The 21,670-nt window shown below is 70.4% G+C and carries 15 protein-coding genes; all 15 read right to left on the bottom strand.

Annotated elements, in window-relative coordinates; translation table 11 throughout:
• Positions 1 to 2: 2 nt before the first annotated feature.
• Positions 3 to 665 carry a PIG-L deacetylase family protein gene (locus ACZ4MH_RS22655; RefSeq protein WP_351591468.1) on the bottom strand — a complete coding sequence of 221 codons (663 nt, stop codon included), beginning with the start codon at positions 663 to 665 and terminating at the stop codon, positions 3 to 5.
• Positions 662 to 1,456: a glycosyltransferase family protein gene (locus tag ACZ4MH_RS22660; protein ID WP_351591465.1), complete on the bottom strand. Its 795-nt coding sequence runs from the start codon at positions 1,454 to 1,456 to the stop codon at positions 662 to 664. The genes ACZ4MH_RS22655 and ACZ4MH_RS22660 overlap by 4 nt, the downstream gene beginning before the upstream one ends.
• Positions 1,457 to 1,469: 13 nt before the next feature.
• Positions 1,470 to 2,714 (bottom strand): class I SAM-dependent methyltransferase, encoded by a 1,245-nt coding sequence (locus ACZ4MH_RS22665; protein ID WP_351591462.1) that lies wholly within the window; start codon positions 2,712 to 2,714, stop codon positions 1,470 to 1,472.
• Complete coding sequence (locus ACZ4MH_RS22670; protein ID WP_351591459.1) at positions 2,711 to 3,952, bottom strand: glycosyltransferase; 1,242 nt, start codon at positions 3,950 to 3,952, stop codon at positions 2,711 to 2,713. The genes ACZ4MH_RS22665 and ACZ4MH_RS22670 overlap by 4 nt, the downstream gene beginning before the upstream one ends.
• A gap of 2 nt (positions 3,953 to 3,954) precedes the next feature.
• The gene (locus tag ACZ4MH_RS22675; RefSeq protein ID WP_351591457.1) at positions 3,955 to 5,199 is read right to left on the bottom strand and encodes an O-antigen ligase domain-containing protein; all 1,245 of its coding nucleotides are present in this window, start codon (positions 5,197 to 5,199) and stop codon (positions 3,955 to 3,957) included.
• Between the two features lies 1 nt (position 5,200).
• Entirely contained in the window at positions 5,201 to 6,727 is a 1,527-nt protein-coding gene (locus ACZ4MH_RS22680; RefSeq protein ID WP_351591454.1) for a right-handed parallel beta-helix repeat-containing protein, read from the bottom strand.
• Between the two features lie 9 nt (positions 6,728 to 6,736).
• Positions 6,737 to 8,665, bottom strand: coding sequence for a heparinase II/III family protein (locus tag ACZ4MH_RS22685; RefSeq protein WP_351591451.1), 1,929 nt, complete (start codon positions 8,663 to 8,665; stop codon positions 6,737 to 6,739).
• Positions 8,662 to 10,848 (bottom strand): bi-domain-containing oxidoreductase, encoded by a 2,187-nt coding sequence (locus ACZ4MH_RS22690; protein WP_351591449.1) that lies wholly within the window; start codon positions 10,846 to 10,848, stop codon positions 8,662 to 8,664. The genes ACZ4MH_RS22685 and ACZ4MH_RS22690 overlap by 4 nt, the downstream gene beginning before the upstream one ends.
• The gene (gene asnB, locus ACZ4MH_RS22695; RefSeq protein WP_351591447.1) at positions 10,845 to 12,761 is read right to left on the bottom strand and encodes an asparagine synthase (glutamine-hydrolyzing); all 1,917 of its coding nucleotides are present in this window, start codon (positions 12,759 to 12,761) and stop codon (positions 10,845 to 10,847) included. The genes ACZ4MH_RS22690 and asnB overlap by 4 nt, the downstream gene beginning before the upstream one ends.
• A gap of 3 nt (positions 12,762 to 12,764) precedes the next feature.
• Positions 12,765 to 14,171, bottom strand: a complete 1,407-nt coding sequence (locus ACZ4MH_RS22700) for a Wzz/FepE/Etk N-terminal domain-containing protein (RefSeq protein ID WP_351591444.1) — start codon at positions 14,169 to 14,171, stop codon at positions 12,765 to 12,767.
• On the bottom strand, positions 14,168 to 15,538 hold the full coding sequence (locus tag ACZ4MH_RS22705; RefSeq protein ID WP_351591441.1) for a Wzz/FepE/Etk N-terminal domain-containing protein: 1,371 nt from the start codon (positions 15,536 to 15,538) through the stop codon (positions 14,168 to 14,170). The genes ACZ4MH_RS22700 and ACZ4MH_RS22705 overlap by 4 nt, the downstream gene beginning before the upstream one ends.
• Positions 15,535 to 16,746 (bottom strand): glycosyltransferase family 4 protein, encoded by a 1,212-nt coding sequence (locus tag ACZ4MH_RS22710; protein ID WP_351591489.1) that lies wholly within the window; start codon positions 16,744 to 16,746, stop codon positions 15,535 to 15,537. Before ACZ4MH_RS22710 ends, ACZ4MH_RS22705 begins: the two co-directional genes overlap by 4 nt.
• A 43-nt stretch (positions 16,747 to 16,789) precedes the next feature.
• Positions 16,790 to 18,115: a nucleotide sugar dehydrogenase gene (locus tag ACZ4MH_RS22715; RefSeq protein WP_351591438.1), complete on the bottom strand. Its 1,326-nt coding sequence runs from the start codon at positions 18,113 to 18,115 to the stop codon at positions 16,790 to 16,792.
• A gap of 73 nt (positions 18,116 to 18,188) precedes the next feature.
• Complete coding sequence (locus ACZ4MH_RS22720) at positions 18,189 to 19,667, bottom strand: sugar transferase (protein ID WP_351591435.1); 1,479 nt, start codon at positions 19,665 to 19,667, stop codon at positions 18,189 to 18,191.
• A gap of 1,042 nt (positions 19,668 to 20,709) precedes the next feature.
• Complete coding sequence (locus ACZ4MH_RS22725) at positions 20,710 to 21,669, bottom strand: hypothetical protein (protein WP_351591432.1); 960 nt, start codon at positions 21,667 to 21,669, stop codon at positions 20,710 to 20,712.
• Position 21,670 lies beyond the last annotated feature (1 nt).

Consider the following 21,670-nt stretch of genomic DNA (forward strand, 5'->3'; position numbering starts at 1 on the left):
GTTCATTCCCCCAGAGTGAAAGTGCCGAGATCGAGCGTGAGTTTGGTGACGGCGAACGCCTCGGCGTAGCGGGCGTGGCATTCGATGCCGCGGATCCGGGCAAGGCCGAGGAAGGCCTCCCGGTCGTACCAGGGCCGGTGCCGCTGCGAGGGGTAGTGCTCCTGCAGCAGCCGCACCTTCTGTTCGGCGATCTTCGGCGACAGCGGCTGATACGCCGTCATGCGGCCGAGATCGCCGTCCCACTTGACGATCTCGTAACCGAGGACCAAGTGGTCGCGGAACGCGGTGGGTATCAGCTGCGCCAGGCCGCGGTGGTCCTGGTGCGCGTCATCGGTGCGCGGGGCCAGGATCAGATCCGGGTCGGTCTGACCGCGCAGTTCCTCGACCGCGGACTTGGCCTCTTCCCAGTGCACGGGCAGCCGGCCGTCCGGCAGCTTGAGCACGGTCAGCCGCAGGTCGGCGCCCGGGCAGAAGGCGGCGAGCGCGGCTCGCTCCTCCTGCTCGCGCTCGCTGCCGCCGCCGGACAGCACCAGTGCGTCGACACGGATGCCCGGCCGCGCGTGACACAGCGTCAAAAGCGTGCCACCGGCGCCGATGGCGATGTCGTCGCAGTGCGCGCCCACCGCGACGATCCGGTCCAGGGGCCCGCCCCCGAGCCGGATCACGCGCTCACCCCCGCGCTGTCCCGCTCCCACACGGCCCACGGGCGATCGCCCCGGGCGTGGGCGGCGTCGAGCGCGGCCCGCTCCTTCACCGTGTCGGTCGGCTTCCAGAAGCCCCGGTGCTGATGTGCCACCAGTCGGCCCTGCTTGGCCAGTTGGGCGCATCCGTCGGCGACCAGGTCCCCGTTCTCCGGTATGTGGTCGAAGACCTCCTGGCGGAGCACGAAGTAGCCGCCGTTCTCCCACAGCGGCAGTTCGCTCACCGCGGTGATGCCCCCCACCAGGCCGTCCTCGCCCAGCTCCACGCAGTGGAAGGAGGACTGCGGCGGCACCACCATCATCGACGCACCTGCATCACGCAGGGCGAACTTCTCGATCATCTCCGACAGCGGGGCGTCGGTGAGCACATCGGCGTAGTTCGCGAGGAACATCTCGTCGCCGTCCAGGTGGTGCCGCACCCGGCGCAGCCGCTCACCGATCGGTGACTCGATGCCGGTCTGCGCGAACGTGATCGTCCAGTCCGAGATGTCGGTGGACAGCAGCTCGGTGCGCCCGCCTCTCAGTACGAAGTCGTTGGACGTCGTCTCCTCGTAGTTGAGGAAGAAGTCCTTGATGTGGTGCGCCCCGTATCCCAGGCACAGGATGAACTCCGTGTGGCCGAAGTGCGCGTAGTAGCGCATGACGTGCCAGATCAGCGGTCGCGGGCCGACCATCGCCATCGGCTTGGGCACGTCGTCCGCGGCACCGCTCCGCATCCGCATCCCATAACCGCCGCAGAACAGAACGACCTTCATGCTGCGATCTCCTTCACGACGTGACCTCGACAATGTTCAGTTCCGGGATGGGGAAGACGAGGCGGCCGCCCCAGTCGTGGAGGAAGGACAGCTGCTCGACCAGTTCGTCCCGCAGGTTCCACGGGAGGACGAGGACGTAGTCCGGTTTGTCGGCGGCTATCTGCTCGGGCGGCAGGATCGGGATGCGGGTGCCCGGGGTGAACCTGCCGTGCTTGTAGGGGTTGCGGTCGACCGTGTACGGGAGCAGGTCCGGGCGGATGCCGCAGTGGTTGAGCAGGGTGTTGCCCTTGCCCGGGGCGCCGTAGCCCACGACCGTCTCGCCGCGCTCGGCCGCATCGATGAGGAACCGCAGCAGGTCCCGGCGTACCTTGGCCACCCGCGCCGAGAACTCGGTGTACCCGGACAGCTCCTGCAGCCCGGCGGCCTTCTCCCGGGCAAGCACGTCGGCCACTCGCCGGGACGGCTCCCCCGCCACCTCGGTCGGCCGGGCCCACAGCCGGATGGAGCCGCCGTGCGTGGGCAGCAACTCGACGTCCACAAGCGCGAGTCCGCCGCTCGCAAGCGCTCGGATCGCGGACGCGACCGTGTAGTACTGGAAGTGCTCGTGGTAGATCGTGTCGTACTGGTTCTCCTCGATCAGGGTCAGCAGGTGCTGCACCTCGATGGAGACCCAGCCGTCGTCGGCGACCAGGGCGCGCAGCCCCTGCGTGAACCCGACCACGTCGGGGATGTGCGCGTACACATTGTTGGCCACGACCAGGTCCGCCGGGCCGTGCTCGGCACGGACGGCCGAGCCGGTCTCCGGGCTCAGGAACTCCGTGAGCGTGGGCACGCCCGCCTCCCGCGCCGCTGCGCCGACGTTCACCGACGGCTCGATGCCCAGGCAGCGGATCCCCCGGTCCACCACGTGCTTCAGCAGGTAGCCGTCGTTGCTCGCCACCTCGACCACGAAGGCGTCTTTTTCCGAGGGCCCGAGACCCACCCGCTGCACGGCATCGGCGACGAAGGTGCGCGCGTGCTCCACCCAGGAGGTCGAGTACGAGGAGAAGTACGCGTACTCCTTGAACGTCTCCTCCGGCGTGATCAGCGGCGGGATCTGCGCCAGCCAGCAGTCGGTGCAGACCTGCAAGTGCAGCGGGTACGCCGGCTCCGGCTGGTCCAGTTGGTCCGCGGCGAGAAAGCTCTCGCACGGTGGTGTCGCACCGAGGTCGACGACGCTCGCCATCGCCTCCGAGCCGCAGAGTCGGCATCGTGTCATTTACTGCCCCCCATTGATTCCGTCCCCGTTGACTTCGTTCCCGTTGCTTCCGTCCGACCCGCGATCGCGGTGCGGTACTCCTCCACCAGGCGCTCAAGGCCGACGGCCGGGCTGAAACCCCGCTCGTAACGGCGCCGGGCCGCCTGTCCCATCTCCCGGTTGCGAGCCGGCCCGGCCGTGATCCGGCGTATGCAGGACGCGAGCGAGGCGGGCTCGCCCGGCTGGTGCAGCAGCCCGGTCACGCCGTCCTCGACGAGTTCGACGAAGGCGCCGTGACCGGCGGCGACGGTCGGCACCCCGGCCGCCATCGCCTCCACGACCACCAGGCCGAACGCCTCCAGCCAGGTCGAGGGAGCCACCACGGCGACCGACCGCGCGACGGCCCGCTGGCACTCCGCCGTGTCGTACAGGCCGACGTACCGTACGTCGTCCCGGCCCGCCGCCCAGGCGGTCACCTCTCGCTCCAGCGGTCCCGTGCCGGCGATCACGAGCGGCACGCCCACACCGCCGTCGGCGGCGAGCTCGTCCCACGCGGCCATGAGCAGCCGCACGCCCTTGGCCTCCGCGAGCCGGCCGAGATAGAGCAGATGCTCGCCCTCGCCTTCTCGGCAGGCACCCGGCTCCGGCACGAAGTTGTGCTTCACCGCCAGCCGCTCGGCCGGCATGCCGGCCCGCACCAGGACGTCGCGCTGCGCCGCGGAGATGCAGAAGAACCGCTCCACGCCGGACCACCACCGCCGCCGGTTGACCGACAGGCTGACCGCAAGCGGCACCGTCGCAAGCCGGGAGTTGCGGTAGCAGCCGTGCCGGACGGCGGGCAGCGGCACCGTCGACCCGACGCACTCGGTGCACGGCCTGCCGTCGCGCTGCAGCGTGCCGGGCGGGCAGACCTGGGTGTAGTTGTGCAGCGTGGCGACGGCGGGCACGCCGGCGTCGGCGCAGGCGGCGATGACCGCGGGCGACAGGAGCGGGAAGACGTTGTGGACGTGCACCACGTCAGGGCGTGAGGTGCGCAGCCGGGCGGCCAGCTCCGTGCGTACCGCCGGGTTCCATGGCACGAGCAGCGGCAGCGCGGCCTTGCCGAGCAGGGACCGGTCGGCGATGTCGTCGCTGCGCCGCTCGAACACCTCGACCCGGTGGCCGCCGGCACGCAGCAGCGCCACCTCCTGGTCGACGACCTTGTTCTCGCCGCTCGGCTGCGCCGAGTTGTAGCGGTTGTGCACCACGAGGACGTGCATGCTCAGCTCACCTCCGATCCGCGGGCCCAGCCCGGGATGTGTCGTCGAGGGACTTCGGGCGTCGAGAGCTCAGGCGCCGCGGTGGGTGCCGCGGCAGGTGCCGCCAACAGCGAGGCGGCGACGGCCAGATGCAACAGATACGGCGAGGCGTCGCCGAGGCCGGCCTCGGTGTACGACGCGATCGCGCAGTAGCCGATCAGGAAGATCGCGCAGGCCCTCGGCAGCGACGGCGGCCGCAGCAACGCGACACCGCCCAGCACGACGATGATCGCCGCCACCAGGGCGACGCCGGTCAGACCCTGTTCCTGGAAAACGGCCAGCCAGCTGTTGTCGATCGGCAGCCCGCCGAACGACTTGTCGCCCAGACCCACTCCGAACAGCTGCTCCGCGGTCGTCCGGGGCGCTGCCAGCAGGGCGTCCCAGACCTTGGCCCGACCGGTGAGGTTGGAGAAGTTCTCCTGGCTCTGCCCGCGCAGGAACCATGCCTGCAGCGCGGAGCTGAACGCCACCGCGGCCACCGCGGCGCACAGCACCGCCCAGGTGAAGAACCGGCGGGCGGCGGCGCTGGTCAGGATGAGCGAGCCGATCGCCAGCGAGAGGCCGATGAACAGCCCGAGCGTGGCCGTCCTGGTGTGGGTCAGCACGAGCAGCACGAGGGACGGCACGATGATGACCGCCGCGCTAGCCCTGTCGGTCCGGCGGCCCAGTACGAGCAGTACGGTGAGCCCGATGATCACCGCGGCGTACTGTCCGATCTGCGGCGGGGTGAGCGGCCACAACGCGCCGACGAGGCGTCCGCCGTACAGGTCGGGCAGCGCCGCGCCCGGTGAGACGACCAGCCCCGCAGCCACCGTCCCGAGCACCGCGAAGTACGCCCGGATGTGGTGCCGGACGAACGTCAGGCCGCCGTCCCACCAGCGGCTGAGCAGCCACAGCGTGCCGACGAAGAGAGCCAGCCGAGTGCAGCGGAACAGCGCGCCGAAACCGGACTCCAGGTGCGCACTGGAGATCACACTCGGCACCAGCAGCAGGGTGAGCAGGAGCAGGTAGGCGCTCGCCCGGATGCGCAGCCGGAGATTGACGGCGAGCGCCAGCGTGAACGCGGCGACCAGCGCGCCCATGGTGACCATCTGGATGAGGGAGCGGGGCAGCGGGACGATGGTCTTCGCCCCGGTGGAGCCGAGCGTGTTGAGGACCAGCAAGCCCCAGACGATCCCGACGCTCTTCGGCGTGTGATCCGCGCGCATCTCAACCACCGTCCCGTACGCGGAAGGTGCTGCCCGCGTCCTGCTGGTACGGCGTGCCCTGCCACTGCCCGACGTCGAGTATCCGGCTCGGGTCGTGGGCGACGAACTTCCATGGTCCGAGGTAGACGTTGTCGTGCCAGCGGTTGTGCTGGGTGCGGGTGATCGCCTCGGCCACTCCCTCGCCCTGGTACGGCGACCAGTCCGGATAGGTGCCGTAGTTGGCCAGCACCGCCATGCGGTCGCACTTCACCGTGCACTTGACGACGGACTTGTCGAGCACGAAGCGGTTGCCGTGGATGTCCACCCGCTGGGTCTTCCACCGGCAGTCGGCGTGGAGCGGTGCGGTGGCGATCGCCGGTTTCGCGCAGCGGTCGGTGTTCCGCACCAGCAGTGTGCAGTCACCGGAGGAGGTGTTGGCCGGGCTGTTGCAGAACCGGTCGGCGTTTTCCCACAGGGTGATCCCGGACCAGTTGTCCTCCAGTACGTTCCGGTAGATCTCGATCTTGTCGGTGCGGGCTTTGATCCGTGGTTCGCCGCCGGATTCGGACAGGTAGACGGTGGCGAACGGGAAGCTGTCGCCGCGGTCGGCTGCCCTGCGGCCCTCGACCCAGTTGTTCCGCCGGATCGCGTTGTTGCGGATGACCGCGTTGTAACTGGTCTCGTAGATCAGCGCGGCGCCGTCGTTGGCCTCCAGCACATTGTTCTCGATGCGGAAGTCGTTGTTGTTGGTGTCCGCCCACAACCCTGTTCCGCGATTGTCGTGCACCCAGTTGCCGCGCACGTCGGCGCCGTTGACGGCCCAGAACTTGACGCCTCCGGTACAGCCGCAGCCCTTCCGCCGCCGTTCCCAGTCGCCGGTGTTGTTGCCCACGATCTCGTTGCCCTCGACCACCAGGTCACTGATACGGCCGCCGGATTTGTACGCGTTCATGCCGTACTGGCCGTTGCCGCGCAGGCAGCTGGCGCGGACCCGCTGGCGGGCACCGGCCATCAGCCCGGCACCCGAGTTGTGCTGGATCGTCGCGTGCTCGATCACCCAGCCGTCGGCCGAGTCATGGTTGACCACGCCCTCGTCGGGCGGCGCCACGAAACGCTGCACGGTCAGGTAGCGGATGGTGACGTTGCGGGCGCTGCCGCCGAACGCGTACTGGTTCTTCTTCCGGCCGTCGAGCACCGCGCCCGGCGCACCGAGGTAACGGTCACCCGCCTTGGGGATGACCTGGGCGTAGCGGTCCGGGTCGAGCCTGTGCTTGCCCGGTCGAAGCCAGAACGTGGTGTCGGGCGGGCTGCTCTTGGTCTTCGCGGCCAGGTCACCGACCACCGCGGGGTCGACCGTCACCGCGCCCGCCGGTGCCTTCGCAGGACCGGCCGCGGGCTGGGCGCACACCCGGGCCACGGCCACGGACTTGGTTGGCGCAGCCTTCGGCTCCGCCTGGTCGACCGGTGTGCTCGTACAGCCGGTCACCGTCAGCAGGGCCAGCGCCGGCGGTGCCGCCGCCAACGCCCAGTACCGCCTCTTGATCCCCACCCGCCCCCCCTAGCCGCGGAACCTGAGCACGGTGGTGAAGCCCGCCACCCCGTCGGCGAAGCCGGTGCCGACCAGCGTTGTGGTGGGTTCCTTGCGCCCGAAGCCGGCGGAGTACCAGCCCAGCGGCGGTTCGGTCTCGCCGCGATGCGCCCGCCAGGACAGTTGCCCGGGCAGGTCGAGCACGGCGGAGCGCTCCTCGCCGTCCCGGTTCCAGGTGAGCACTGCCCGGTTGCCGGTCAGGTCCGCGGCGATCGCCGGGCCGAGGTGGAATGCCAGGCGTACGTCCCGGTTCGGCCCGCGCACCTCGTCAAAGACCTTCAACTCCCGTTGCTCAGCTGTCAGTTCCACCAGGCGACGGTGCACGGAGCCCTGATAGCCATCGTGTTCGGCACACCAGCGAGAGGTGTCCGCCACCAGGACGCGGCTGCGGGCATGCCGTGTCCACAGGAACGGGCCGCCGGAGACGGACTGGTCCTCGCCGTCCAGCTGCAGGGTGTTGTGGCCGAGGGTCGAGCGGAAGTACTGCCGCCACTCGGGCTGCCCGTGGTAGCAGTACGTCCCCGGGTCGGCGAGCACGTCGACCCCGTCGTGCCGGACCTCCACGGACAGCGCGTCCGCGTGGGCGTGCGCGGCGATGGACAGGAAGCCGTGCGGGCCGCCGTCGCAGCGGGCCCAGATCTCCCCCGGACCGCGCAGGATGGTCATCCCCGCGTCGGCGAAGTGGGCCGGCCGGCTCGCCGGGCGGGACACGGTCACTTCGGTGGGCTGGATGAGCGCGGCCAGCAGCGGCGTACGCACATCGGTGCCGGTCACCTCCGGCCACCAGGCGAGTCGGCCGAACACCGCGTCGCCGGTGGCCAGGAGCGAGGCCCAGCGGTCGGTGCCCGCGCCGTCCAGGATCAGACCGTGCCCGTCGTCCGCGTCGCCTTGGCGCGGCGGCCGCAGCCGGTTGTCCACGACGGCCGCGAGCGCGTCGGTCATGCGCAACAGCACGAGCCGGACGGTCGCGGGGACCGGCACGCCCGCGGCATCCGCCTCGGCCACCGCGGCCAGACCCAACTCCAGTACGAGCCCGTGGTATTCGGTGGCCAACTCGCGGTTGAGGCCGGAAAGGTAGGTGTTGCCGCGCAGCTGCCGTTCCAGCGACCGCAGCGCGCCCGTCCGCCAACGCTCCGACGAGGGGAACCAGTTGAACGCGCAGGACGCCGCGAGCTGCCCGGCGGCCTCGGCGATGACGTGGTTGTTCGCCGACGACCCCCGGCTGGGGAAGGCGGCCAGCCAGCGCTGGTGGTGCCAGACCTGGTTCAGTGCCACCGGGTTGCCCTCGAACAGCCCGGCCGCGCCCGGCCAGCCGTCGAGCAGCCGGCGGATCCACACCCACGAGAGCAGCCGGATGCCCAGTTCGATGCCGCTGATCCAGTGCACGCCGCGCAGTGGTGGGTTGGCCGCCCACCACGACCGCAGGTGCTCGGCCACTCGCTCGGCGTACCGCTCGTCCCCGGTGATCGCGTAGGCGGCGGCGAGCTGGGTGAGGTACTGGTGCCGGGACAGCTCCCAGATCTGCTTGACGTCCCCGACCGCGTCCTCGTTGCGGTACGGCACGTCGAAGGCGTAGCCCCACGGAGCCCGGCGCCCGGTCTTCGGGTCGTACCACCAGTCCGGGTCGGTCAGGTCGTCGCGGACCACGCCGAAGTACTCGGCGTGCCCGTACATCAGCCGGTCCGCCTCGGCGATCAGACGCTTCGCAGCGTCCGGCGGAATCGCGGCGAGTGTCCCGGCGGGCAGTACGGCGGTGAACCGGGCGCCGGTCACGCTCGGGCAGGTGGGCCGCGCCGACCGCCACCGCCGTCTGCGCACCGCGTCGCCCGCCCGGCCCGCGACCTCCTGCGGCCCCATCCGGGAAAGGCGCCGCAGGTACCAGCCCGCACTCATGGTCATCGCGGCCCCGCCAGCGTCACCGGCGTACCACCGGCCAGGCCGGTCTGCACGGCGAGGGTGGCCGCGGTGGTGGCGACCAGCGACTCCAGCGGCACCGGCATTGGGCCGCCGGTTCGAACAGCCTTGATGAACGCGGCCAGTTCGGCGTTCTGACCCTTGTCGCGGGCCTTGGGCAGCCGCGAACTGACCCACCGCTTATGGCCATAGACCGAAGCGCGGACGAAGTCGTCGAGCCGCAGCGCCTTGCCGTCCGCGACCAGGTCGAGCGTCTCCTTGGGGAGGCTCGCCGGACCGCTCGTGACGTAGCTGAGGGTGGCGGTGGAGCCGTCCGGGTAGCGCAGCACGACCTGCAGATCCTCGTTGCCGGTCGTGGCGACCGCGTACACCGATACCGGGTCGGCGTCGAGCAGCCAGCTCGCCGTGTCGATGAAGTGCCCGCCCTCGCCCGCGAACCGCGAGCCCTCGGTGCCCTGTTGGAGGTACCAACTCCCCTGCTGCAGCCGCCCTGCGTTGACCAGGTAGCGGAGGTTCGCCGGACCGGTCCGGGCGCCGAACCGCTTCCTGGCCTCCTGCAGCAGCGGCGCGAACCGGCGGTTGAAGCCCACCTGCAGCCGGTCGTTGCCGGACTCCTCCACCGCCGCGAGCACCCCGGCCAGTTCGTCCTCGGTGAGGGCCAGGGGCTTCTCCACGAACACGGTCTTGCCGGCCAGCAGTGCTCTTCGGGTCAGTTCGGCGTGCGAGCTGTGCCGGGTGACGACGAACACCGCGTCGATGGACTTGTCGCCGAGCACGGCGTCGAGGTCGGTGGTCGCCTCGGCGAAGCCGAACTTCCGCTGCGCGTTGGCCGCGGACAGCGCCGTCGTGGTGACGACGGTCGACAACTCGACCCCCTCGCGCTGTGCCAGGTGCGGCAGCAGCATCGACGTCGCGTAGTTTCCCGCGCCGACGAACGCGAGTCGCACCGGCGTCCTGGCGGCTCGGGCCGGACCCGGCTTCATGCTTTTAGTGGACACAGCCACCGCGGGCACGGCGACCTCGGGGGCCTGCACCTCCACAGTCTGTTCGGGATACCGGAACAGCACGGCGACGGCCTTCAGTTCGCCGTCCTTCAGGCTCTGGTACGTCTCCACTGCGTCGTCAAAGGCGGCGACGTGGGAGATCAGGGGCTCCACGTCGACGCTGCCGCGGGCGACGAGGTCGAGGAAGCACGCCAGGTTGCGGCGCTCGGTCCAGCGCACGTAGCCGATCGGGTAGTCCCGGCCCTCCAGCTCGTACGACGGGTCGTAACGCCCGGGGCCGTACGAACGGGAGAACCGAACGTCGAGCTCCTTCTCGTAGTACGCGTTCCACGGCAGGTCCAGGCGGCACTTGCCGATGTCGACGACCCGGCCGCGGTCCCGGCACAGCTTGGCGGCCAGCTCGACGGGCTGGTTGCTGCCGCCGCCGGCGGCCAGGTACACCTGGTCCACGCCGTGACCGCCGGTGAGTCCGGCGACGGCGGCTTCCACGGCCGCGGACGCGGGATCGCCGCAGGCCGCGGCGCCCGAGCGCTCGGCGAGCTCGCAGCGCACCGGGTCGGGGTCGACGCCGACGACGCGGACTCCCGAGGCGGTGAGGAGCTGCACCACCAGCTGCCCGATGAGGCCGAGGCCGATGACGAGTGCCACTTCGCCGAGTCGTGACTCGCCTTGGCGGACGCCCTGGAGCGCGATCGACCCGACGGTGCCGAAGGCCGCGTGCCGCGGCGCGAGGCCGTCCGGCACCGGGGAGTAGAGGTTCTTCGGTACCCAGTTCAGCTCGGCGTGCAGCGCGTGCTCGTTGCCGGCGCAGGCCACGAGGTCGCCGACCTTCACGTCGTCGATCCCGGTGCCGACCTGCTCGACCACCCCGCACAGCGAGTAGCCGAGCGGCGTGTAGGAGTCCAGCTTGCCCATCACCTTGCGGTAGGTGGCGGGCACCCCGTTGGTGGCCACGCTCTGCATGACCTTGGCCACCTGGTCGGGACGGGAGCGGGCCTTGCCCACCATCGACATGCCGGCCTCGGACACCTTCATCATCTCGGTCCCGGTGGATATCAGCGAGAAGGCGGTGCGGACCAGCACACCGCCCGGCTTGCACCCCGGCACCGGCACATCGAGCACCGACAGCTCGCCGCTCTTGTAGTTCTGCACAACCTGCTTCACACGAACTCCTTGGACGTCGCGCCGCGATACCAGTACTCGAGGGTCAGCACATGCCAGAGATGCTTGGAGAAGTCCCGCTGCCCGGCGGCGTCCTCGGCGACCATGCGCGCCAGTGCGTCGCGGCGCAGGAGCCCGTTGCGTACGAGCTCGCCGTCGTTGATCACCTCGCGCACCAGCGGCGCCAGATCCCGGCTCATCCATGCCCGCAGCGGGGCGCTGAACAGGCCCTTGGGCCGGTACGCGATCTCCCGGGGCAGGATCGAGGTGGCCGCCTCCTTGAGGACGGCCTTGCCCTGCCGTCCGACGATCTTGCGGTCGCCGGGCACGGCGAACGCCGCCTTGACCACCTCGACGTCCACGTACGGCACCCGCACCTCGGTCGACGCGGCCATGCTGGAGCGGTCCGTGTACGCGAGGTTCAGGCCCGGCAGGAACATCCGGGCGTCACCCAGGCACATGCGGTTGACGAAGTCGTCGAGGTCGTTGTCGTGGTAGACGTCCGCGTGCTCGGTCAGTACGTCGTCGACCGTCCCGGCCAGGTCCGGATTGATCAGGCCGAGCAGCTCGTCCTGGTCGTACATGGTGTAGCTGCGCCGGAACGCGGTCTCCTCCGGCAGGTCGGCGAAGGAGAGGAACCGCTTCGCGAAGCGCACCGACCGGTACCCGCGGCGGGCCGTGGCGACCGGCAGCCGGTCCACGGCCGCGGACACCCCGCGCCGCAGGGGCCGCGGGACGCGCTGATAGCGCAGCGCGATCTTGTTGGCCAGGTGCTTGCGGTAGCCGGCGAACAGCTCGTCGGCGCCCATCCCCGAGAGCATCACCTTGACCCCGGCCTCCCGGGCGGCCTGGCAGATCAGGAACGTGTTGATCGCGGCGGGGTCGCCGATCGGCTCGTCCAGGTGGTACGTCATCTGCGGCAGCAGGTCGAGCACGTTCGGGGCGATCTCGATCTCATGCAGGTCGACGCCGAACCGCTCCGCCACCTGCCGGGCGTAGCGCAGGTCGTCCGGCATCGCCTCGAACTTGGCGTCCTCGGCGCGGAATCCGATCGTGTAAGCGGAGATCCCGGGCTGGTGGCGGGCCGCCAGCGCGGTCAGCCAGCTGGAGTCGAGGCCGCCGGAGAGGAAGGTCGCCACGGGGACGTCGGAGAGCAGGTGGCGCCGGGTCGACTCCTCGACGATGGCGGCCAGGTCCGGCTGCTCGCCGGTCCGGGCCCGCTCCTGGCCCTCGGCGGCGACGTCCTTCAGGTTCCAGTACTGGCCACGTTCCACCCGGCCGTCGGGGCGGCATCTCAGCCAGCTCCCCGGCGGCAGCTTCTCCGCTTCGCGCAGCGCGCAGCGCGAGTCCGGCACCCAGTAGTACAGCAGCGAGGCGACCAGTGCCGCGTGGTCCACCTCCAGCGATCCGCCGGTCGCGGTGGCGAGCGCCTTGAGCTCGGAGGCGAACACCAGGCCCGCGCCGCGACGGAGCAGGAACAGCGGCTTGATGCCCAACTGGTCGCGGGCGAGCACCAGTTCGCCGGTGCGCTCGTCGAAGACGCCGAACGCGAACATGCCGCGCAGCCGGGGCAGGCAGTCCATGCCCCAGCGCCGCCAGGCCTCCAGCAGCACCTCGGTGTCGGAGGTGCCGCGGAAGCGCACCCCGGCGGCTGCCAGCTCGGCACGCAGCTCGGGCGCGTTGTACAGCTCGCCGTTGTACGTCAGGGCGAGGCCGTCCGAGACCATCGGCTGGGCGCCGGTCCCGGACAGGTCGATGATGGACAGCCGGCGGTGCCCGAGGTGCACTTCGCCGTCACTGACGGAGTGGCTGTACCGGCCCGCCCCGTCCGGACCGCGGTGGGCGAGGGTTTCGGTGAGCCGGTCGGTCACGGCCTTCCCGTCCGGCCATCGGTATGTGCCTGCGATGCCACACATGTCCTACCTCGCCTCCTGGTCGTTGTCCGTGACTCGTGCGGCCGGCATCGGCTCCCGCTCCGTCCGCCGCCTTTTGCCCGTCCCGTTCTGGCGGGCCGGCAGCTCGCTGTGGCCGCGCAGCGCGGTGTGCGGCCCGTCCCACAGCGTGCCGTCGGTCCGGTCACGCGGATCGGGATCGATCAGCACCACACCGATCACCGGGATGTGCCGGTCCGCGAGCTGCCGCGCCACGGTGTGCAGCCATGCGGCGCTGCCGTGCCCGGCACACACGACGAGCACGGTCCGGGTGCCGAGGTACTGGAGGTCGGTCCACGCCGTCCCGGGCTCGACCGAGCCGACGCCGACCACCGGCCCTTCGGCCCCCAGTGCCTTGGTGAGGTCCGCGGCGATCTCGCTCGTGCTGCGCGCACAGCCCAGTTCCAGCAGCGACACCGGTTCGGCGGAGCCGCGAACGGTGCGGGCCAGGGTCGTAGTGAGGCGTTCGCGTGCCGCCCGGGTCCGTCGACGCTGCCACCGCCAGCCCGGCCGGGGCAGCTCCGCGATGACCGAGGCGCCCAGGTTCGCCGCGATGTCCCGGCGCAGCACGGGGCGGTCCGCCACCACCGCGCCGACCGCGGCCAGCGCGAGTCCGAGGACGAGCCCGAGGACGCATCCGATCGCGCCGTCGGTGGCGGCGGCCTTGGGCAGGGAGTGCCGCACCGCGCGCGGGGCGTCCACGATCTGCGTGCCGGCGGTGACCTTGGGCGTGCCGGTGCCCGCGTCCGCGGCGCGCTGGTCGAAGTCGGCGATCCGCGAGTTGAGTTCGGCCCGGCGGGCGAAGAGCGACTCGGTACTAGCCGACGCTTTCGGGTCGCTCTTCGGCGATCGGTCTCCGATGGCCTTGTTGACCCGGGCGAGCTCGTTCCGCATCCGGTCACGCTGGTCGGCCAGGGCCTTGGCCTCGGCCTTCGCGGCTTCCCGCATCCGCCTCACATGATCCGCGACGAACGCATCGGCCAGCGCCTCGGCCCGGGCCACCGCTTCCGCGTCGCTGTCACCCGTCACATCGATCTGCAGCAGGTTGTTGGTCAGGCCGGTGCCCCGGTAGTCCCGCATGAAGTCTTCCGGCTTCTCCGGAGACTTGAGGGACTGCAGGGCCTTGCCCGCGATCCGCGTGGTCCCCAGCAGCTCGACGTCGGTGCGGATCAGCGTTCCGGTGTCGTTCGGCTGGTCCTCCTTGTGCACGACCAGCACCTTGGTCACAGCGGTCGGCGGTGGCGGCAGCAGGACCGCCACCGCCGCGCCGGCCAGCAGCCCCAGCAGCGCCAAGGAGCACCAGAGGCGGCGGCGTCTGCGCACCGCCACCACCAGCGCCTGCAGGTCGAGCAGCGGAGCGGCTGCCGACTCCTGGGGAGTCGTGCTCGTCGTCACGCCGAACCTCCCGTCGCGTGGCCGCGCACCGCGAGCGCCGGAGTCGCGTTGTCGTCCGGAGGATCGCCGACAGGCCGCGTCGGACGGGCCCGGACCGGGCCGGCGACGACGACGCCGACGACCTCGTGCCTGCCGTCCGCACATGCTTCGGCGAGGCCGGTGAGTTCCTCCGCGGTCCAACTGCCCGCGCTGAGGACGACCAGGACGCCGGACTCGGTGTCGCGGTCCGGCACGATCGGCCGGTCCACCGAAACCTCCACTACGCGCAGCATCGGCTCGCTCTGTGCCTCGGCGACGAGCTGCTCGGCGGCCCGGAGTGCGATCTCGTCGCCGTCCGGTACGACAACGAGCAGCCGCCGGGAGGCCGGCAGCTGGTCCCGGAGGCGGGCGCACACCCGCCGATAGCGGATCCGCCTGCCGCCCTCGTCGCCGGACCACGGCGGAGTCGGTATGTCCCACCGAGTGTCGACGCCGAGGATTCGGCGGATCCGGGCCCGCGGGCCACGGCCTTCCGGCCGGTGCGCGCGCCGTTCATCCAGTACGTCGACGGTGCCGAGGAGCGCCGAGCCCAACGCCGCGGCGATCTCCGGTTCAGTACGCAGCCGGCGATTCATCCGTGCGGCGACGAGGTGGCCGACGACCGCGAGCAGGAAGAACAGCAGCGCCCCGGCGACGATGAGGTGCATCCTCGTCGGCGGCGCCGCACCGGTCGGCCGGACCGCCGACCCCATGACGACCATGCCGGCCTTGTCGGCCGCCGGGTCGGCCTCGTCCAGCTTGGTCATGGCCTCCTCCAGGGAGGTGCGCAGCTTCTCGAGCGAGGTGCGGGCCTGCACGCTCTCCACGGTCCGCCCCGGATCGGCCGCAGCGGCCAGGTCGGAGATGCGGCGGTTGGTCTCCACCACCTTCTGCCGCAGTGCCTCGGTCCCCGTAGCCGCGTCGGGGTCGGTGCTGCCGCCTGCGATCCGCGTGGCGAATCCGACGAATTGCCGGGCCACCTGGTCGGCGAGCCGCTGCGCGCGCCCCGGGGTGTCGGCCGTACCCGAGATCGTGACGATGTTCCCGTCGGCGGCCTTGGCGGTCACTCGCTCCCGCAGCTCGCCGCCGCTGACGTCCCGCCAGCCGAGCCCGGCGGCCGCGAGGTCGACCACCGACGAGCTGGTCGCGATGTCCACCTGCGTCAGCAGCTCGCGCTCTTCCCACTGCCCCGGCAGCAGTACCGACGCCGACGCCGTGTAACGCGGCGGGAACAGCACCGAGGTGCCGTAGCCGGCGAGCGCGCCCACCACGATGAGGAGGGTGAGCAGCCGCCAGCGCCGGCGGAGTATCCGCCCGATGGTGACCAGGCGGATCGTGTCGTCGCTCAACGGCGCGGCCTCTTCTTCGTACGGACCGGGTCGCCCGCCGACACCGCAGTGTGCTCGCGGCACACAGCGGCGTAGGCGGCGAGCAGCGATGCTTGCGAGTTCCGCCAGGCGAGCGGCCCGCTGATCCGCTCCTGGCCGATCTTGCCCATCCGGGCCCGCCGCTCCGGATCGTCAAGGAGCAGGGCGATGAGCCCGGCGAATTCGGCCTCGTCGTTGGCGGGCGCGTAGACGGCGGCGTCACCGGCGGAGACGCGCGCCTCCCGGAGATCGAAGGAGACGATCGGCCGGCCCATCGCCATGTACTCCAGGACCTTGTTCATGGTCGACACGTCGTTGAGCGGATTGCGCGGGTCGGGGGAAAGGCACACGTCCGCGGTGGACAGGTAGCGCACCAGGTCGGCGTCCGGAATGCGCCCGGTGAACTGCACCTGCTCGGAGAGCCCGAGCCGCCGGGAGAGCTCCACCATCGCGTCGAAGGCGTCGCCGGAGCCGACGAACACCGCATGCCAGTCGGTCCGCCCGAGCTCGTCGCGCAGCTTCGCGAGGGACCGCAAGGCGTAGTCGACGCCGTCCTGCGGGCCCATGACGCCGAGATAGCACAGCAGATGAGGCTTGCCGCGCTTCAACTCGGGCTCGGGCGGCACCGGTTGGAACCGCTCGGTGGCGGGCGCGCTGCGCACCACGAAGACGTCCGCCGACCGCTTGCCGCCACGGCGCAGCGCGACGTCCCGGTAACTCTCGTTCGTGGCGAGCACGACGTCCGCGGCCCGGTACGTCAGCCGTTCCAACGCGCACACGGCGCGGTAGAGCAGGTCCTCGCCGCGGTCGAACCGGGAGAGGTACAGCTCGGGCACCAGGTCGTGCTGGTCGAAGACGAACCGCGCGCCGCGCCGCTTCAGCCACAGTGCCGGCAGGAACAGCAGGTCGGGCGGGTTGCAGGCGTGGACGACATCGACAGGGCCGACCTTGCGGGCCAGCCGGGCCGTGTGCCACAACGCCGTTCCGTACTCCCGCAGGTAGCCGGCCGGTCCTCCGGTGGCGGCGCGCAGCGGGTAGCGGTGGATCCGCACCCCGTCGATCTCCGCCTCCGGATCCGTGTCCCGCTTCTCCCCCCGGGGGCAGATGACGTGCACCTCCCAGCCCGCGTCGCGCAGCGTCGTGCACTCCTGCCACACCCGCCGGTCGAACGGCACCGACAGGTTCTCCACGAGGATCAGCGCGCGCCGGTCCGTGCGGTCGTCGTTTCTTCCCTTACCAAGCAAGGCCCACGTACCCCGGTTCGGCCCGGCGCGCCTCGGCGTCGGGAAGGTGGACGAGGTCGATGAGCACGGTGCTGCCGCCATGGGGCAGTGCCGAAAGCACGGCCGGGTCCTTGGTCCCGACCAGGCACACCTCGGCGTGTTCGAGCACCTCCTCGACGGAGTCCGCGAGCAGCTGCGCGAGGTGCGGCAGCCGGGTCTCGATGTACTCGCGGTTCGCGCCGATCAGCCGGGAGAGGCTCACGTTGGCGTCGAAGATCCGCAGGTCGTAGCCCTTGCCGAAGAGCCGCTCCGCCAGCTCGACGAGCGGGCTCTCGCGGAGGTCGTCGGTGCCGGGTTTGAAGGACAGTCCGAACAGGCCCACCCGGCGCTTGCCGGTGCGCTCGACCAGCCGCACCGCGCGCTCCAGGTGGTCGGAGTTGGAGGGCAGCACGTGGGAGAGGATGGGCACCGAGATGTCGGCCCGCCGCGCCGCGTGGACCAGGCTGCGCAGGTCCTTCGGCAGGCAGGAGCCGCCGAAGGCGAAGCCGGGCCGCAGGTAGGCGGGGCTGATGTTCAGCTTGCGGTCGGCCAGGAACACGTCCATCACCTGGTGCGAGTCCACCCCGAGCGCCTGGCACACCGCGCCCAGCTCGTTCGCGAAGCCGATCTTGAGGCCGTGGAACGCATTGTCCGCGTACTTGATCGCCTCGGCCGTCGGGACCGGCACCCGAAACACCTCGCCGGGCAAGCCGTCGTACAGCGCCGACACCGTGTCGCCGCTCGCCGTGTCGAGCTCGCCGATGACGGTCTTGGGCGGGTCGAAGAAGTCCCGCACGCTCGTGCCCTCGCGCAGGAACTCCGGGTTGACCGCGACCCCGATGTCCACTCCGGCCGTGCCGCCGACGTACTTCTCCAGGATCGGTACCAGCAGGTTCAGGCAGGTGCCCGGGAGCATGGTGCTGCGGAACACGACGGTGTGCCGCCCGCTGCGCCCATCGAGATCCGCCAGCGCGGCGCCGATCTGCTCGGTGACCCGCTCCAAGTACGTGGTGCACAGGCTGCCGTTGGGCTCCGACGGCGTGCCCACGCAGACCAGCGACACCTCGCTGCCCATGATCGCCTCGCGGACGTCACCGGTGGCACGTAACGCTCCGGTCCCCACGACCTCGGCGATGAGCTCGCCGATCCGCTCCTCGACCACCGGGGCCTTGCCGTCGTTGACCAGGTCGACCTTCACCTGGTTCACGTCCACCCCGATGACCTCGTGCCCCATGCCGGCCAGGCACGCGGCCGACACGCAGCCCACATATCCGAGCCCGAAAACGCTTACTCTCATGCCCCGTCACTTCCCCCAGGCAGGCCCTTGCGGCCTGCGATCCGCGCGCCGGTCGGTCGACGCCCCCCGCGCATCAGTAGGCGCCCTGTCCATGCAGCACCGCACGCAGCGTCTTCCACAAAATCACTGTGTCCAGGGCGAGCGACCAGTCCTCCACGTACCGCAGGTCGAGGCGGACCGCCTCCTCCCACGGCAGGTCGCTGCGTCCGCTGATCTGCCACAGGCCGGTGAGCCCGGGCTTGACCAGGAGCCGCCGCCGGATGTCCGGGCCGTACGCGGCGCACTCCTCCGGCAACGGAGGCCGCGGTCCGACCAGCGACATCGATCCGGTGAGTACGTTGAACAGCTGCGGGAGTTCGTCGATCGAGTACCGCCGCAGCACTGCTCCCACCCGCGTCACCCGCGGATCCCGGCGGAGCTTGAACAGCAGCCCCGCGCCCTCGTTGCGGTCGGCCAGCTGCGCACGCGCCCCGTGGGCCCCGGCGACCATGGTGCGGAACTTGAGAATGGTGAACTCGCGGCCGTCCTTGCCGACCCTGCGCTGCCGGTAGAACGCCGCGCCCCGGCTGTCCACCACCACGAGCAGCCCGACGAGCACCATCAGCGGCGCGAACAGCACCAGCAGGATCGCCGCGCCCATCCGGTCGACGACCTCTTTGACCGCGCGGCGCCCCCCGGTGAAGGTCGGCATGCTGACCCGCAGCAGCGGGATCCCGAGCACCGCGTCGACGTGCAGTCGCGGCCCTGCCACCTCCATCAGCACGGGGGCCACGACCATCTCGGCATCGCTGTCTTCGAGGTTCCAGGCCAGCCGCTGCAGCCGGTCCGGTGTCCAGTGCGGGTCCGGTGTGACCGCGACGACTCGGTAGCCGTCGCGGTGGACGTGGTTGGCCACGTCCACCAGCGGGCCGACGACCGGCACTCCGTCCAGTTGGTCACCGTCGAACCCGAAACCGTCCGTCGCACACACCGCCTCCACCCGCCAACCGAGATGCGGGAACTTGCGAGTCCGGGAGATCAGGTCGCGCACGGTGGACAGGCTTCCGGCAGCGAGCACCGGTCTCAGGCACAGCCCTTGCTTCCGCTGTCTGTGCAGCCGGAGACGGAGGACGTAGCGCTCGGTCATGGTGACGAGCGCGATCGCGGGGATCGCGACGAAGATCCAGAGCTTGATGTTGCGCGAGGTGAGGGCGATCCCGCCGAGCGCGAGGACGACGGTCGCCGTGAACAGTGAGCGTCCGAGCCGGCGGAATTCCTCGGCGCCCTGGCCGAGCACGGCCGGAGCCCACGACCGGCTCACCGCAAGCGCTCCCAGCACCAGTAGCTCGGTGCCGAAGGCGAGAATTCCCCACTTCTCATGCCAGTTGGCCGCGTCCCGGGCCCCGAAGAAGTTGCCGATCGCTGCCACCACCAAGCCGGTGGCCACGGTATCGCTGGTGATCACGGTACGGCGGTACCGCTGCTCCCAGTCATTCGCCGGCCGGCTGATCGCCCCGTCCGTCAGACGCCCGCGCGCCGACGGAAAAGGGCCGACTAATCCCCCCTGCCGCACAGAAACCCCCCGGTCCCCAGTGGTACGTAGTCGAATGAAGCCGTTCTTCCCCCGCGGGAGGCCCCCGCCCCCGCGCCACACATGACATTTCGGCTGTTTCAGCGCAACTTGAGCAACCCACCCACACGGCAGGGACCCACATGCCCTGCCGAACACTCGAGGTGCGCGGGAACCCGTCGAAACCTCGGGTGCTCCCCCACCCAAGGCCCCCTCGCGGACCCCAAAAATCGATCGTCCCCACGGCCGGCGCCGGAGACACAGCTGCCGGCTGTCCGTAGCGACGACCCATAGATCATCATTTGTCGCTTCGTGTCACAGCATGCGAAGCAAGGTCAATCTAGACCATCGGGGCCCATCTGAAGAGAGGGATGTGTGGGTTTTGTGCTCACAATTTGGAGATGGGGTCAGTAACTGGTGACGAATCGGTGATCATCCGCGGCGCCTCGACGACGAAGACGCACCTTGTGACCTGCGGTGACGGGCATTCTCCGAGCTGCCGGCATGGGCAGCCCGGAGGCGTCAGCCCGGACCGGTCCGGCGCTCTGGCCGAGAAAAACAGAGCCGGACCTGCCGCCGCGGGGTGTCCCCGTTCGTGTCCGCCAAGCTCCGTCAAGACAACCTGGTAGTAACTTCTTCGGCCATCCCATGAAGCACAACCGAAGCGTCGCTTCAGACGCCCCGAACGACGCAGACGCGTCTGGTCAGTGCCGCCAACTGCGCGGCGTTCAGTACCGGAGAGTGCCCCACTCTGCACGGGAGTGGAGGACGGACGGATAGGCGGCAGGGCAGCGACGCGCGCGAGCAGGATCGCGGCGAGGGGAGACGGAGCGAGGACTCAGGCGCGCAACGGCCGCTGCCGGCCGACAAGGGTGTGCGGGAGGACTGAACCGTTCTGGCCATGCGTGTACTGCGGCCAAGGAAGAGCCCGCCCACCGAGGGAGCCTCGGCGTCACCCATTCGCAGGCCGGAGCAAGATGGAGAGAGCACTGGCGGAGAGCTCAGTGCCCCCTTCTCGTTCTAATTCAGCGGCCTGCCAGCGGATTCAGGCACCCGACGCAGTTCCCAGTCCCGGGCGGCGGCGTGCGACAGAAGCTGGCGTCGGGCGTTGGGCAGGGGTGTTGACGCTTCGACCTCGCCCACCGTTCGCAGGTGCCTGCGGATGGGGCGTAACCGGGGAAGCTGCCGCCGTTGCCGCCAGATCGTTCAGCGTGGCATTCACCACCGGCCAGCACATGTCGAGCGTGTCGCGGTTCGGGCTGTGTCCTTTCTGCTTCTCCGCCAAGGGATGGACGAGATTCCTGTATTGCCGGATGAGCTCCGAGGCCAGCTTGGCATCGTGCTCGATCCATTTGTTCTCGTACGCGAAGTTTACGAAGTCATTCAGTCCCATGTTCCGCAACGGCTTCGGCATGCGTATGCCTGCGGCGCGGACCTGCGCGGCATGCGCGAGCACCCCCTCCAAGAGGCTGCCCAGCATGATGACTGCCGACGTGTAAGCGCCGTGTTCGTAGCAGGTGCGTGCCTCGTCCAGTCGGAGTTGCACGGTGGCGGCGAGTTCGGGGTCGCTCACCACCTCCGTCACGGAGACCTTCAACTCAACGCGCGGCAGCTGCCGCTCTTCGTCCTCGAATCCGGCTTCGCAGCGAACGAGGACCAGCCGGCCTCCGTCCTCGCTGACCCGACGTCCGTCGAGCACGAGTATCTCGTTGAGCCGCTTCAGTGTGGCGTGGTACTCCTGCTGCTGGTTGTAGTACTCAAGGCGGTTCGCCAGGCGCAGGATTGCGCGCTCGGCGTCGTCCGTGCCGTCTTCCTGCCGCTCCTTGAGAAGTTCCCGGGCCCACTTGTGTCTCGGCGTGCCGTCGTACTCCGGAACGTCGTCCCAGCCCGCCCGCTGGAAGAACGCGGCTATCTCGTACCCCTTCCGGTAGAGCAGCGGCGGGTCGTCCCCGCAGATCAGGTGGGCGACCTCCGTCAGCGTACTGTCGTCGAAGATCTCGTTCACA

Source organism: Streptomyces sp. NPDC026301, from assembly GCF_055567935.1.

What these genes read in the sequence shown, in the direction of transcription:
- ACZ4MH_RS22660 (WP_351591465.1), bottom strand. Translation starts at nt 1,456, where the DNA reads ATGAAGGTCGTTCTGTTCTGCGGCGGTTATGGGATGCGGATGCGGAGC.
- ACZ4MH_RS22665 (WP_351591462.1), bottom strand. Translation starts at nt 2,714, where the DNA reads ATGACACGATGCCGACTCTGCGGCTCGGAGGCGATGGCGAGCGTCGTC.
- ACZ4MH_RS22670 (WP_351591459.1), bottom strand. Translation starts at nt 3,952, where the DNA reads ATGCACGTCCTCGTGGTGCACAACCGCTACAACTCGGCGCAGCCGAGC.
- ACZ4MH_RS22675 (WP_351591457.1), bottom strand. Translation starts at nt 5,199, where the DNA reads ATGCGCGCGGATCACACGCCGAAGAGCGTCGGGATCGTCTGGGGCTTG.
- ACZ4MH_RS22685 (WP_351591451.1), bottom strand. Translation starts at nt 8,665, where the DNA reads ATGACCATGAGTGCGGGCTGGTACCTGCGGCGCCTTTCCCGGATGGGG.
- asnB (WP_351591447.1), bottom strand. Translation starts at nt 12,761, where the DNA reads ATGTGTGGCATCGCAGGCACATACCGATGGCCGGACGGGAAGGCCGTG.
- ACZ4MH_RS22715 (WP_351591438.1), bottom strand. Translation starts at nt 18,115, where the DNA reads ATGAGAGTAAGCGTTTTCGGGCTCGGATATGTGGGCTGCGTGTCGGCC.